This window comes from Billgrantia hypersalina, assembly GCF_052584175.1.
Window position 1 is genome coordinate 34385 of sequence record NZ_JBMIQI010000019.1, and the last position, 12860, is coordinate 47244.

Sequence of the window (12860 nt, forward strand, 5' to 3'; positions counted from 1 at the left end):
GCCATGCGCTACGTATTCGTTGCGGATGACTTTACCGGGGCCTCAGATACGCTCGCCACGCTGAGCCGGGCGGGCCTGAAGACACGGCTCTATCTGGCCCCGCCCACCCTGGCAGAAGTGCGCGACCTCGACGCCTTCGGCATCGCGACGGCGGCTCGCAGCATGGAACGGGGCGCCTTGACCGCCACCATGCAGCACATTGCTGAATCGCTGAAGCCGCATGCACCGGAGGTCGTTCATCTCAAGGTCTGCTCAACCTTCGACAGCAGCGTCGAGATCGGCAACATTGCCACTGCCATGAACGTGCTGAGCGAAAGCCTCGCCCCTGCAACTACCGTCGTCCTGGGCGGCCAGCCAAGCCTTGGCCGCTACTGTCTGTTCGGCAATCTGTTTGCCCGGGGGGGCGATGGTAACGTTCACCGAATCGACCGCCACCCCGTCATGCAGGATCATCCCGTAACGCCAATGCATGAAGCGGACTTGCGCCGACATTTTGCCGGCCTTGGGCTGCCGAACCTGGCGCTGCTCGATCTTCTGGCGCTACGCAACGGCGGGTCACTCCCCGGCAACCCGATGCTGTGTGACGTATTGGACGAAAGCGATCAGCGAGCGCTCAAGGATAAACTGGCGGACTCACCGTTTCCCCAGCTCTGGGTCGGGCCCAGCAGCGTGGCCGAGACTTGCTTTCCCGCTGTTTCCCAACCACGGGTACCGGACACCCTGCCCGGTCCCCTGCTGGTGTTCGTCGGTAGCCGTTCGCCCATGACCGCTGCCCAGGTGGCAGCGGCCACCGGGTTTGCCAAGGTCGTCATTCCCGCCGGCTCCCTCGCGCACCGATCCGATGGGCCCTATTGTCAGCTTCGCGAACTCCTGGCCTCGGGCCATCACGTGTTGGCGGTGCTCGATGAGGAATTGGGCCATGGCCTGTCGCCGGCGGGCATGGCACAGCGCTCCGCCGAGTTGCTGGCGCAACTGATGGCCGAGCGCGTAGCCGGCACAATGCTGATCGCTGGCGGCGATACCTCCAGCCTGGCCATCCACGCCCTCGCCCCACGCAGCATCGACTACACGGCCCAGCTGTCGCCGGGGGTCGCCATCTGCACCGCGCACTCAACTGACGGGAAAGGGCTACCCATCATTCTCAAGGGCGGCCAGATGGGCGAAGTAGATTTGTTCGATAAAGTTCGAACCAAGATCCGAAAAGACCCCTCATGATGCAATAATCAACCGGGCCATTAACGAGTAGCGCTCGTTACATCCTTCAAACCACCTCCGCCACCTCTTCAAACGCCAGCCTCGGTGATCGTGGTCGCCGGCTATCGGGGTCGCCCACGCCGAGATTAACCAGGAAGTTGCTCTTGTAGCGGCCGTCGGGAAAGAATTCCTCGTCGACCAGGGCGTTGTCGAAGCCGCTCATGGGGCCGGCATCGAGTCCCAGCATGCGGGCGGCGATGATCAGATAGGCGCCCTGCAGGGTGCCGTTGCGCCAGGCGGTATCGCTGGCCTTCTCGGGGTTTTCGGCGAAGCGCTCGCGGGCGTTGGGGGAGCTGGGGAACACTTTGGGCATGTGCTCGTGGAAGCGGGTGTCGACGGCGACGATCACTGTCACCGGGGCTTCGTGGGCCTTGTCGCGGTTGCCTTCGGAAAGCGCCGGCAGCAGGCGCGACTTGCCTTCTTCGCTGGCGACGAAGACGTAGCGCGCCGGCTGGCAGTTCATCGAGGTGGGGCCCCACTTGAGCAGGTCGTAGAGCTGGCGCAGGGTCTCTTCCCCGATGGGCTCCGGCCGGAAGCTGTAGTGGGTGCGCGCTTCGCGAAAGACGGTATCGAGCGCGAGGTCGTCGAGCGGCTGGGGTGGCATGAAACTCTCCAGGTCGCGGTATTCTTAGACTCTACGCCTTTGCCAGTGGCGCGTCACGGCGGCCGGGCAGGCCCAGCGTTATCCGTTCAGCCATACCAGGGCGGCATTGAGATAACCCGCGAAGCTGACCCAGGCCAGGTAGGGCACGAGCAGCCCGGCAGCGAGCGATGAAACCCGGGCGAAGCGGCGTATCGTCAGCAGGATGAGACCCCATAGCAGGATCAGGTCCACCAGGGCGACGAAGCCCCAATGCAAGCCGAAGAACAGGATCGACCACAGCCCGTTGGCCGCGAGCTGGGCGACGAATGGCCACAGCAACGCGACACGTTCGGCGGCAGGCGCCCGTAGCGTGACCCGCCAGGCGGCAATGGCCATCATCAGGTAGAGCGTCGTCCAGGCTACCGGGAACAGCCAGTCGGGCGGGGTGAGCGGGGGCTTCTCCAGCTCGGCGTACCAGGCGCCGGGCGGCGTCAGCACTCCCGTAATGGCGACAAGGGCGACCAGCAGCAGCCAGCCGAGCAGGATCGCCAGCGATTGGCGGGAGGCGACGGGAACGCCAGGCATGATGTACTCCATTACGACGCGGTACCGCCAGTGTGGGACGCCGCCTCGGTGAATGCTACTTTCATAAGGTCGATCTTGATCACCCGCGAAGGAACTCCTCATGCCCCGTTACCGCTTCCTGCCTTTCATGTGCGCTGCCTTGATGCTCCTTCTCTCTTCGCTGGCCCTGGCGCAATCCCCCGGGAGCGAATACCAGGCCTACGAGGACGCCCTGGCCCGCGGCGAGCGCCAGGCCAACGTGTGGCAGTACGGCTGGGCCGGGGTTTACGCCACCACGCTGGCGGTGAATGCCTATCAGGCCAGCGAAGCGAGCGACCGCGACGACCGTTACGACGCCCGCGTAGGTGTGGTGAAGTCAGCGCTGGCGCTGGGCGGCACCCTGATGGACCGCCAACCGCACCCGGCTGCCTACCGTCGGCTGCGCGAGGGCGATGGCGATATTGAAAGCGCCCGCCGGCTACTCCAGGCGGTAGCCGAAGAGGAGCGCCAGCGTCGCAGCCTCCAGGCACGCCTGGGCTCGCTGGCGGTCAATGCCGCTTCGGGGCTGTTGATCGGCGTAGGCGATGGCCGCGGCCGAGACGGGGCGATCAACTTCGCCACCGGCATGCTGGTCAGCGAACTGCAACTACAGACCCAGCCACGCCAGGCCTCGATGGCCATCAACCGCTTCCAGCCGGCGCGGGTGTCGTTCGGCGATATGCATCTCGAGGGCGAATATGCCTTTCTGGTGACCCCGAACCAAGTCGGCGTGGCACTGCGCTACTGAGCCCGCCACGGCACGTTCTCTTGGGGTTAAACGTCGATCGGCTTGGCCGCCCTGTTTTTGTTATGATATAACATATAAAAATCATATGGCGGCATCCCATGCTCGACACACTGCTCTGGTGGTTCACCTCGCCTTTCGATTACGCCTTCATGCGCCGCGCCCTGGTCGCCTCCGTGGCGCTGTCTTTCTCGGCGCCGATTCTGGGCGTACTGTTGACGCTGCGCGGCATGAGCTTGATGGGTGAGGCGCTGTCGCACGCCATCATGCCGGGCGTGGCCGTCGCCTTCATGCTGGCCGGCTTCTCCCTGCCGTTGATGATGCTTGGCGGCGTGCTGGCGGGGCTGGTGACCGTGGCAATGGCAGGCGGCGTGACCCAGTTCAGTGGGCTCAAGGAAGATGCCGCCATGGCCAGCCTGTTCCTGATCGCCATGGCGGCAGGCGTGACCATCGTCAGCCTGTCCGGCAACGCACTGGATCTTGGGCATGTCTTGTTTGGCACTATTCTGGCGGTCGACAACCGCACGCTGCTGCTCGTGGCCCTGTCCAGCAGTACCATCCTGCTGGGCTTGGCCATTTCCTTTCGCGCCGTGGTGGTGGAGTGCCTCGACCCGCAGTTCCTGACGCTGCAGGGGCGTCATGCCGGCTGGACCCATGCGCTGTTCATGGTCATGGTGGTGATCAGCCTGGTGGCCGGTTTCCAGACGCTGGGCACGCTAATGGCAGCTGGGCTGATGCTGCTGCCTGCCGCCGCGGCACGCTACTGGAGCCAGCGGCTCGAAGGCATGATCGCCATCGCCATTGGTATCGCTCTGGCTGCCAGCGTGACGGGGCTGCTGGCCTCCTATCACGCGGGCTTGCCCTCAGGCCCTGCCATTATCCTGCTGGCGGGGCTGGGGTATGTCGCTTCGGTCGTGCTGGGCCCCTACCGGGGGCTGAGAACGGGGTTTCATGGCACGAAGCGTGTCATGGCGCCTCGCCGTCTCGGCGGGACGCACTGAGCGGTTCCCTTTTGCACCGAATTCTGGATACTGCCGCCCTTGGGTCAGCCGGTTTTCATCCTCACAATGAGGCCAAGGCGACTCCCATTTCGTCGCTCGTTTTGTTATGTTATATCTTAATTGATCGCGAGGGCTTCCCATGGCACACCGCACGCACCGTCATCGCCCCGAAGGGCCGTGCCATTTTTCCTTGATGTCGCTTTCCGCCAAGCGGCGTCTGTTGCTGGTTGCCGCTCCGCTGGGCGTGCTCTGGCTCGCCGTCTCCTGGGCGGCAGGATGGTGGGGCTGATGGCCGCGCAACCCACCTCACGCCTCGAGCTCGTAGACCTGCAGCTGGCCCAGGCCAACCGCACCGTGCTCGAGAACGTCAACGGACGCTTTCGCGACGGTGCGATCACCGCTCTGGTCGGCGCCAACGGTGCCGGCAAGAGCACCCTGATCCAGGGCATCATGGGCATGCTGCGCCCGGTCAAGGGCAAGGTGCGCTGCGCCGTTCCCAAGGAGCGCCGCGCCTGGCTACCCCAGCAGTTGGCCCTTGATCTCACCTTTCCCATGAGCGTCGAGGAGCTGGTGATGACCGGCAGTTGGCCGAGCCACGGCGCACTCACCGGCTATTGTGCCCGCCACTACCGCCGTGGCCGCGAGGTGATGGCCCGCCTGGGCATCTCGCACCTGGCCCACCGCCCATTGGGCGAGCTCTCCGGCGGCCAGCGTCAGCGCGCGCTGATCGGCCGCACGCTGATGCAGGAAGCCGAGTTGCTGCTGCTCGACGAGCCGTTTGCCAACGTCGATGCAGAAACCGTCGAAGTGCTGATGACGGTGCTGCGCGACATGGCGGCGGACGGTGTCACCCTCATCGTGGTACTGCATGACATGGAACAGCTCGCCCGCCTGGCCGAAGAGGTCGTGGTCCTGACGGGAGGACACGCCCGCTGGACCACGGCCCAAGCCGTGCTCCAGAGCCAGCCCAGTGCCGCCGATTCGGCTCGCCTGGCGCTGGGGATACCGGGGGTCAACGCATGATGGAGCTGCTTCACGAGTGGCTGATCGCCCCCTTCGACTACGGTTTCATGCGCCGCGCGGCAGTGGCCGGCCTGGCCCTGTCGCTGGCGGCCCCGCCCATGGGCGTGTTCCTGATGCTGCGCGGCATGAGCCTGATCGGCGACGCCATGGCTCATGCCATCCTGCCCGGCGTGGCGCTGGGCTTCCTGCTCGCCGGCTTCTCGTTGCCGATCATGAGCCTGGGCGGCGTACTCTCGGGGCTGCTGATCGCGGTACTGGCGGGCAGCGTCTCGCAGATGACCGGCCACCGGGAGGATTCGGCCATGGCCAGCTTCTTCCTCATCTCGCTGGCCGCGGGTGTCATGCTGGTTTCGCTGGGTGGTAGCAGCGTCGACCTGACCCACGTGCTGTTCGGCTCGATCCTGGCGGTGAACTCGACCGCCCTGCTGCTGATCGCCGCCATCAGCAGCGTGATCGTGATTACCCTGGCGCTGATCTTCCGGGCGCTGGTGGTGGAATGCCTGGACCCGCTGTTCCTGCGTGGCCAGGGCATGCAGGGCAGCCTGGTACACGGCATCTTTCTCGGCCTGGTGGTGCTCAACCTCACCGCCGGCTTCCAGACCCTCGGCACGCTGATGGCGGTGGGCCTGATGATGCTGCCGGCCACCACCGCGCGCTTCTGGAGCAAGCGCCTTGAGGGCTTGATCAGCATCGCCATCGTGCTGGCCATGGTCGCCAGCCTCGGCGGCCTGCTGCTCTCCTATCACCTCAGCATTCCTTCGGGGCCGGCCATCATCCTGCTGGCGGGCGTGGGCTACGTTCTTTCCGCCCTGTTCGGCCGCCACCATAGCCTGATCGCGAAGATGCGGCGGCACGCCGAGCCGCTCGGCGCCCCCGAACCTCACTGAACATGCATGAAACCACCCGCCTCATGAGGAGACTTGCCATGCGTCATGCCACACCCACCGCGCTGCTGCTGGGCGCTTCGGCCATGCTGGCACTGCCGGCTGCCATTGCCGCCGAGCGCGTTCAGGTCGTTACCAGCTTCAGCATCCTCGCCGACATGGTGCGGAACGTGGGCGGCGAACACGCCGCGGTCACCTCGCTGGTGGGTCCCGACAGCGACACCCACGTCTTCTCGCCGAGCCCACGCGATGCGCGCTCACTGGCCGATGCCGACCTGGTGGTGTTCAACGGCTTGCTGTTCGAAGGCTGGATGGAGCGGTTGATCGATTCCAGCGACTACGACGGACCATTGGTCACCGCCGCTGACGGTATCGACAAGCTCGAGTATCACGGTCACGAGCACGATCATGCCCACGGTCATGACGACGCCCACGGCCATGATGCGCATGGCCACGCTCACGACGAACATGAGCACGACAGTCACGGCCAGGACGACCACGACGAGCATGAGCATGGCGACGACGACCCGCACGGCTGGCAGGATCTGGCCATGGGCAAGGTCTACGTGGGCAATATCCGCGACGGCCTGATCGAGGCGGACCCCGACAATGAAGCCGCCTATCGCGAGAATGCCGAGCGCTATATCAACGAGCTGGAAGCCACCGATGCCGAGATTCGCGAGCTGCTGGGCGAGATCCCCGCTTCCACCAGCGTGATCACCGGCCACGACTCCTTCGGCTACTTCTCGAACGCCTACGGCATCCGCTTTCTCTCGCCGGTCGGCCTCTCCACCGAAGCCGAGCCCAGCGCCGCTGACATGGCACAGCTGATCGACGTGATCCGCGAGCAGAACGTACGCGCCCTGTTCCACGAGAACATGACCAGCCCGGCGGTAATCAACCAGCTCGCCGAGGAGACCGGACTGCCGATCGCCGGCACGCTCTATGCCGACGCCCTCTCCACGGAAGGCGAAGCCAGTACCTACCTCGGCATGATGCGTCACAACGCCCAAGTGCTGCACGACGCCCTGGCCGACGCGGACCATGACGAGCATGAGCACGATGACCACGGGCATGGTCATGACGACCATGGCCACGACCACTAGACGCGTGCCGGCATGACGAAAGGCGCCACCCGCCAGGGGGCGCCTTTTTTCGTTCTTGCCCGCTTGCCGACTTCCCGAGCAAACGCCTCGCAGCGCGACTATGCTGGTTAGCCTCTCATCGCGATCCATGGTCCGAAGCCTCTTCCTTCGGCCACTCTCGGCCCGTAGGGAGCCCTGAACCCTCAAGAACAAGTCCAAGGGGAGGATGAAGCATGCATGACGAAACCCGGCTCGAACCTGTGGCCACGCCGCCCACCCAACTGTCCCGGCGCACCTTCCTGGGGGCAGCGGCTGCCGCAGGTACAGCGGCAATTCTCAAGCCTGAAAACCTGTTCGCCCAGGAGCGTCCCTGGGACGGCTCGCTCGTTTCCTATCCCGACCCAGCCATCGAAATCATCGACGAACGCTTCGGCGCCTACCGCCTCGCCAATGCCGCGGTCGAGCGCCTGGCCACCGGTTTCCGCTGGGCGGAGGGGCCGGTCTATTTCGGTGACGGCGGCTATCTCGTCTGGAGCGATATTCCCAACAATCGGCAGATGCGCTGGCTGGAGGAAACCGGCAAGGTGAGCGTCTTCCGCGAGCCCTCCCACTTTACCAATGGCAATACGCGAGATCGGGAAGGCCGCCTGCTCTCCTGCGAGCACGACACGCGCCGCGTGACGCGCACCGAGCATGACGGCACCATCACTGTGCTGGCCGACACATTCGACGGCAAGCCGTTCAATGCCCCCAACGACATCATCGTCCATCCCGACGGCGGCATCTGGTTCACCGACCCGGGCTACGGCATCCTGATGCACTACGAAGGGCATATCGCCGACTTCGAACTGCCCGAAGCCGTCTATCGCATCGATCCCGCGAGCGGCCGCGTTGAGAAGATGGCCGAAGTCAGGAAACCTAACGGCATCGCCTTCTCGCCCGACTACTCCCGCCTCTACGTATCCGATACGGGTGGCACCCATACGCCGGGGCACCCTCATCAGATCCTGGTATGGGACGTTGAAGACGACGGCACACGGCTGGCCAACGAACGCCAGTTCGCCGAGGTCGGGCCGGGCTTCATCGATGGCATGGCCGCGGATAGGGATGGCAACCTGTGGTGCGGCGCCGTCTTCGGCGGCCTGTTCGATGCCGACGATCATGATGGCGTCCATATCTACGCCGACGACGGCACCCTCATCGGCACGATCCACCTGCCGGAGCCCTGCGCCAACGTCTGTTTCGGCGGCCCCCGACGAAACCGCCTGTTCATGACCGCCAGCCAGTCGCTCTACGCCGTCTATGTCGAGACCCAGGGCGTCGCCGTCTGGGCCGGCAACCCCTGACCCGGCCCTGACGACAATGCCCCATCAGCGGAGGCGGCAACGCCTCCGCACTTGATTGCTTCGCGCTCCCTCGCCTCCCTTTCGCTACGCCTGCCCTTGGCATGGGCCGGAACCCTTGCGTTGCCCGGCCGCCTCAGGCCTGGCACGAAATGCAAAAAAAATGGCGCGATGGGTAAACCTGTCGAACCGCTTTGTTCCTACCATGAACGGGCATGTCAGGGCAGTGAGCGGCTGCACAGGTAGCCCACACCCTCTGCACAAAAGTTCACCTAACCATACACAGACTTATCCACAGACCAACCAAACAACGCCAGTCGCCAACAACAACGAACAAAGGCCACACAATGACAACGACACGCCGTTTCGCTCTGGGTACGCTTGCCGCTTCCGTCCTGCTCGCCGGCCAGGCCGCGCATGCCGAGATCACCGACAACGAGATCCGCATCGGCTACCTCGCCGACATGTCGGGCCCATACCGCGACCCCATCGGACCGAACGGCCTGGAGGCGGTCCGGATGGCCATCGAGGACGTCGGCGGCAGTGTGGCCGGGGCCACCATCGAAGTTTTCAGCGCCGACGACCGCAATAGCCCCGATGTGGGCTCCAGCGTGGTACGTGAGTGGATCGACGAGCGCAACGTCGACATGGTCACCGGCCTGGTGGCCTCATCGGTCACCCTGGCCGCGGTGCGACTGCTGGAAGAGGAGAATCGCCTGGGCCTGGTCAATGGTGCCGTCTCTTCAGGTGTGACCAACGAGAGCTGCTCGCCCAATCACATCCATTGGGTCTACGACACCTGGGCGATGTCCAACGGTACCGCCAAGGCGATCACTCAGGAGGGGCACAAGAACTGGTACCTGCTGAGTGCCGATTACGCCTTCGGTCATGCGCTTGAAGGCGACGTGGAGCGGGTGGTTAACGAGAACGGCGGCAGCGTGGTGGGCAAGGCGCGCCACCCCTTCCCCAGCAGCGACTTCTCCTCCTTCCTGCTGCAGGCCCAGGCCTCCGGCGCCGACGTGATCGCGCTCAACAACGCCGGGTCCGACACCATTAACGCCATTACCACCGCCGGCGAATTCGGCATCACCCAGGCGGGGCAGGTGCTGGCCGGCATGGTGCTGTTCAGCACCGACGTACGCAGCATCGGCCTCGAGGCCGCCCAGGGGCTGCAGTTCACCAAGGCGTGGTACTACGACCTCAACGACGAGACTCGCGCCTGGGCCGAGCGCTTCCGCGAGCGTACCGGCAGCATGCCGACCATGGTTCACGCCGGGCTCTACTCCAGCACGCTGCACTATCTGCACGCCGTCGATGCCGTCGGCACCGACGAGGCCCAGTCCGTACGCCGGCAAATGGCGGATACGCCGATCAATGACATCTTCGCCACCAATGGCTACATCCGTGAGGACGGCCGCATGGTGCATGACATGTACCTGGTTGAGGTGAAGACCCCCGAGGAATCGCAGAACGAGGACGACCTGTTCCGCGTGGTGCGCACCATTCCCGCCGAGGAGGCCTTCCGCCCGCTGTCGGAGAGCCAGTGCCGCTTGGTCCACGACGCCTGACCGTTCAACCGATAGCCGCCCGACAACGACAACAAGAGGATCGTCATGAGCCTTCAGCACAAGATCCAGCAGAACACCATCGGCGCCGCACTCAGTCGCAGCGCACGCAAGCACGGCGACAAGCTGGCACTGGCCTTCGAGGGACGTCGCTGGAATTACACGGAACTGAACCGGGCGGTGAACCGGGTCGCCAACCGCCTGCTCGCAGCAGGCCTGGCCCCGGGAGACCGCCTGGCCGCCTATGGCAAGAACTCCGACGCCTACGTGATTGCCTGGCTGGCCGCCACCCGGGCCGGCCTGGTCCATGTGCCGATCAACTTCGCCCTGGGTGCCGACGAGCTGCGCTACATCCTCGAGCAGTCCGGCGCGAGTGGCCTGCTCAGCGACCTGAGCCTGGCCGACAACGTCGCGAACGCGAGCGACGGGCTTGGCCTTACGCTCGCCGGCACGCTGCATGCAGAAGCACCCAGCGACTTCGACGTGCTCCAGGTAGCGCTCGATGAAGACACCGGCGACGCTAGCGAGCCAGAGGTCGAAATCGAGGGTGCCAGCCTGGCCCAGCTGCTCTACACCTCGGGCACCACGGCAGCGCCCAAGGCGGCGATGATGACCCACCAGGCGCTACTCGCCGAGTACATGGCCTGCATGGTGGAGCTCGACATCAAGGGCGACGAGCCGATGCTCGCCGCCCTGCCCCTCTACCATTCGGCCCAGATGCACGTGTTCCTCATGCCCGGCCTGCTGCTCGGCGCCCCGGTGCACCTGCGCATGGCGCCGCTGCCTGACGATTGCCTGGCGCAGATCGCCGCCGAGGGCATCGTCTCGTTTTTCGCCCCGCCCACGGTGTGGATCAGCCTGCTGCGTCATCCCGACTTCGACGGCTTCGATCTTACGACGCTGAAAAAGGCCTACTACGGCGCCTCGATCATGCCGGTACCAGTGCTCGAGGAGCTGCAGCAGCGCCTTCCCGGCGTGGGGCTCTACAACTGCTACGGCCAGAGCGAGATCGCCCCGCTGGCCACGGTGCTGCGTCCCGAGGAGCATGCCGCTCGCCCGGCCTCGGCGGGCCGCCCCATCCTTACGGTGGAAACGCGCATCGCCGATCTGGAGATGAACGACGTGCCGCCCGGCGAGCACGGCGAGATCGTACATCGCTCGCCGCAGTTGCTCACCGGCTACTGGGACAAGCCCGACATGACCGAGGAGGCCTTTAACGGCGGCTGGTTCCACTCCGGCGACGTGGGCTATTTCGATGAGGCGGGCTACCTCTACGTGGTCGACCGCATCAAGGACGTGATCAACACCGGCGGCGTGGTGGTGGCCAGCCGCGAAGTGGAAGAGGGCCTGTTCAAGCACCCTGCCGTTTCAGAAGTGGCCGTGATCGGCTTGCCCGACGCGAAGTGGATCGAGGCAATCACCGCCGTGGTAGTGCCCAAGGCGGGCATGGAGGTGAGCGAAGCGGAGTTGATCGAGCACGCCAAGGGCTGCATGGCACCTTATAAGGTGCCCAAGCGGATCCTGTTCGCCGAGACCCTGCCCAAGAGCACCGCCGGCAAGATACTCAAGCGCCACCTGCGCAAGGAGCTGGGCTGACCCATGAGCACGCCGCAAGACGACCTGACGCCGCTGTTCCACGACACCATCCGGCGCTTTCTCGAGCAGGAGGTAGTGCCCCACTATGAAGCCTGGGAGGCCGCCGGGGAGATGCCGCGCTCGCTGTGGCAGAAGCTCGGCGAGGCCGGCCTGCTGGGCATCGACCTGCCAGAGGAGATGGGCGGCAGCGGCGCCGACTTCGCCATCGTCCAACTGGCGCTGGAGGAAATCTCGCGGCAGGGCTTCGGTGGCCTGGCCAGCGCCTACAACATCCACGCCAATATCGTCATGCCCTACCTGCTGCACATCGGCACGCCGGCCCAGCGCGAGCGCTGGCTGCCGGCCATGGCGAGCGGCGAGGCGATCGGCGCTATCGCCATGACCGAACCGGGGGCAGGCAGCGACCTGGCGGCGATGAAGACCCGCGCCAGCCGCAGCGTAGGCGGCTGGCGACTCGACGGCAGCAAACTCTTCATCACCAACGGCCAGGTGGCCGATCTGGTGATCGTATGCGCCAAGACCGACCCCGCCGCCGGCGCTCGCGGCGTGTCGTTGTTCCTGGTCGATACCTCGCTTGCCGGCTTTTCACGCGGCCAACCGATCAAGAAGATCGGCCAGCACGCCAGCGATACCGCCGAGCTGTTCTTCGATGACCTGCATCTGCCGGAGGAGGCCCTGCTCGGCGAGGCCGGCAGCGGTTTCGCCTACCTGATGCAGGAACTGCCCCGCGAGCGCCTCGGCGTGGCGGCCCAGGCGCTGGGCGCCATGGAGGGTGCGCTGGCGCTGACCCTCGACTACGTGCGCGAGCGCCGCGCCTTCGGCCGCGCCGTGGGTGATTTTCAGAACACCCGCTTCACCCTGGCCGAGGTGCGCGCGCAGATCGACATGGGCCGCGCCTACTTCGAGCAGTGCGTGGCGAAGTATCGCCGCGGCGAGATGAGCGGCACCGACGCCGCCATCCTCAAGCTGCAGCTCAGCGAGATGCAGTGCCGCACCATCGACGCCTGCCTGCAGCTGTTCGGCGGCTATGGTTATACCCGGGAATACCCGATTTCGCGTTTTTACCTGGATGCCCGCGTGCAGACCCTCTACGCCGGCACCTCGGAAATCATGAAGGAAGTGATCGCCCGCTCGCTGCTCGGCAAGAGCGCGGTGGCCTGAGCGCTTCCCAAGGCAAC

The 12860-nt window shown here is 65.2% G+C and carries 13 protein-coding genes; 11 read left to right on the plus strand and 2 right to left on the minus strand.

Annotation, left to right across the window (positions count from 1 at the left end):
• Positions 1 to 3 precede the first annotated feature (3 nt).
• A complete protein-coding gene (locus ACOJCM_RS18385) occupies positions 4 to 1215 on the plus strand; it encodes a four-carbon acid sugar kinase family protein (protein ID WP_445213530.1) in 1212 nt (403 codons plus the stop codon).
• 46 nt (positions 1216 to 1261) lie between these two features.
• On the opposite strand, the gene ACOJCM_RS18390 is transcribed toward ACOJCM_RS18385, so the two are convergent.
• The gene (locus ACOJCM_RS18390; protein WP_445213531.1) at positions 1262 to 1858 is read right to left on the minus strand and encodes a malonic semialdehyde reductase; all 597 of its coding nucleotides are present in this window, start codon (positions 1856 to 1858) and stop codon (positions 1262 to 1264) included.
• Positions 1859 to 1936: 78 nt separating this feature from the next.
• Complete coding sequence (locus ACOJCM_RS18395; protein WP_445213532.1) at positions 1937 to 2422, minus strand: TspO/MBR family protein; 486 nt, start codon at positions 2420 to 2422, stop codon at positions 1937 to 1939.
• Between the two features lie 100 nt (positions 2423 to 2522).
• On the opposite strand from ACOJCM_RS18395, the gene ACOJCM_RS18400 reads away from it, so the two are divergent.
• The 10 genes from ACOJCM_RS18400 to ACOJCM_RS18445 all read left to right on the plus strand — a co-directional run bounded on the left by ACOJCM_RS18400 (position 2523) and on the right by ACOJCM_RS18445 (position 12843).
• Entirely contained in the window at positions 2523 to 3188 is a 666-nt protein-coding gene (locus ACOJCM_RS18400; RefSeq protein ID WP_445213533.1) for a hypothetical protein, read from the plus strand.
• A gap of 98 nt (positions 3189 to 3286) precedes the next feature.
• Positions 3287 to 4186: a metal ABC transporter permease gene (locus ACOJCM_RS18405; protein WP_445213534.1), complete on the plus strand. Its 900-nt coding sequence runs from the start codon at positions 3287 to 3289 to the stop codon at positions 4184 to 4186.
• A gap of 139 nt (positions 4187 to 4325) precedes the next feature.
• Positions 4326 to 4475, plus strand: a complete 150-nt coding sequence (locus ACOJCM_RS18410; RefSeq protein ID WP_445213535.1) for a hypothetical protein — start codon at positions 4326 to 4328, stop codon at positions 4473 to 4475.
• A complete protein-coding gene (locus tag ACOJCM_RS18415; protein WP_445213536.1) occupies positions 4475 to 5209 on the plus strand; it encodes a metal ABC transporter ATP-binding protein in 735 nt (244 codons plus the stop codon). The genes ACOJCM_RS18410 and ACOJCM_RS18415 overlap by 1 nt, the downstream gene beginning before the upstream one ends.
• Positions 5206 to 6096 (plus strand): metal ABC transporter permease, encoded by an 891-nt coding sequence (locus tag ACOJCM_RS18420; protein WP_445213537.1) that lies wholly within the window; start codon positions 5206 to 5208, stop codon positions 6094 to 6096. The genes ACOJCM_RS18415 and ACOJCM_RS18420 overlap by 4 nt, the downstream gene beginning before the upstream one ends.
• A 38-nt stretch (positions 6097 to 6134) precedes the next feature.
• Positions 6135 to 7199, plus strand: coding sequence for a metal ABC transporter solute-binding protein, Zn/Mn family (locus ACOJCM_RS18425; protein WP_445213538.1), 1065 nt, complete (start codon positions 6135 to 6137; stop codon positions 7197 to 7199).
• 212 nt (positions 7200 to 7411) lie between these two features.
• The gene (locus ACOJCM_RS18430) at positions 7412 to 8524 is read left to right on the plus strand and encodes an SMP-30/gluconolactonase/LRE family protein (RefSeq protein ID WP_445213539.1); all 1113 of its coding nucleotides are present in this window, start codon (positions 7412 to 7414) and stop codon (positions 8522 to 8524) included.
• Between the two features lie 344 nt (positions 8525 to 8868).
• The gene (locus ACOJCM_RS18435) at positions 8869 to 10089 is read left to right on the plus strand and encodes an ABC transporter substrate-binding protein (protein WP_445213540.1); all 1221 of its coding nucleotides are present in this window, start codon (positions 8869 to 8871) and stop codon (positions 10087 to 10089) included.
• A 45-nt stretch (positions 10090 to 10134) separates the two neighbouring features.
• The gene (locus ACOJCM_RS18440) at positions 10135 to 11682 is read left to right on the plus strand and encodes a fatty acyl-CoA synthetase (protein ID WP_445213541.1); all 1548 of its coding nucleotides are present in this window, start codon (positions 10135 to 10137) and stop codon (positions 11680 to 11682) included.
• Between the two features lie 3 nt (positions 11683 to 11685).
• The gene (locus tag ACOJCM_RS18445) at positions 11686 to 12843 is read left to right on the plus strand and encodes an acyl-CoA dehydrogenase family protein (RefSeq protein ID WP_445213542.1); all 1158 of its coding nucleotides are present in this window, start codon (positions 11686 to 11688) and stop codon (positions 12841 to 12843) included.
• Positions 12844 to 12860: the final 17 nt, after the last annotated feature.

Bases quoted from the DNA above. Each gene is read 5' to 3' on its own strand.
- ACOJCM_RS18385 (WP_445213530.1), top strand. From the start codon at position 4: ATGCGCTACGTATTCGTTGCGGATGACTTTACCGGGGCCTCAGATACG.
- ACOJCM_RS18390 (WP_445213531.1), bottom strand. From the start codon at position 1,858: ATGCCACCCCAGCCGCTCGACGACCTCGCGCTCGATACCGTCTTTCGC.
- ACOJCM_RS18395 (WP_445213532.1), bottom strand. From the start codon at position 2,422: ATGCCTGGCGTTCCCGTCGCCTCCCGCCAATCGCTGGCGATCCTGCTC.
- ACOJCM_RS18400 (WP_445213533.1), top strand. From the start codon at position 2,523: ATGCCCCGTTACCGCTTCCTGCCTTTCATGTGCGCTGCCTTGATGCTC.
- ACOJCM_RS18405 (WP_445213534.1), top strand. From the start codon at position 3,287: ATGCTCGACACACTGCTCTGGTGGTTCACCTCGCCTTTCGATTACGCC.
- ACOJCM_RS18410 (WP_445213535.1), top strand. From the start codon at position 4,326: ATGGCACACCGCACGCACCGTCATCGCCCCGAAGGGCCGTGCCATTTT.
- ACOJCM_RS18415 (WP_445213536.1), top strand. From the start codon at position 4,475: ATGGCCGCGCAACCCACCTCACGCCTCGAGCTCGTAGACCTGCAGCTG.
- ACOJCM_RS18420 (WP_445213537.1), top strand. From the start codon at position 5,206: ATGATGGAGCTGCTTCACGAGTGGCTGATCGCCCCCTTCGACTACGGT.
- ACOJCM_RS18425 (WP_445213538.1), top strand. From the start codon at position 6,135: ATGCGTCATGCCACACCCACCGCGCTGCTGCTGGGCGCTTCGGCCATG.
- ACOJCM_RS18430 (WP_445213539.1), top strand. From the start codon at position 7,412: ATGCATGACGAAACCCGGCTCGAACCTGTGGCCACGCCGCCCACCCAA.
- ACOJCM_RS18435 (WP_445213540.1), top strand. From the start codon at position 8,869: ATGACAACGACACGCCGTTTCGCTCTGGGTACGCTTGCCGCTTCCGTC.
- ACOJCM_RS18440 (WP_445213541.1), top strand. From the start codon at position 10,135: ATGAGCCTTCAGCACAAGATCCAGCAGAACACCATCGGCGCCGCACTC.
- ACOJCM_RS18445 (WP_445213542.1), top strand. From the start codon at position 11,686: ATGAGCACGCCGCAAGACGACCTGACGCCGCTGTTCCACGACACCATC.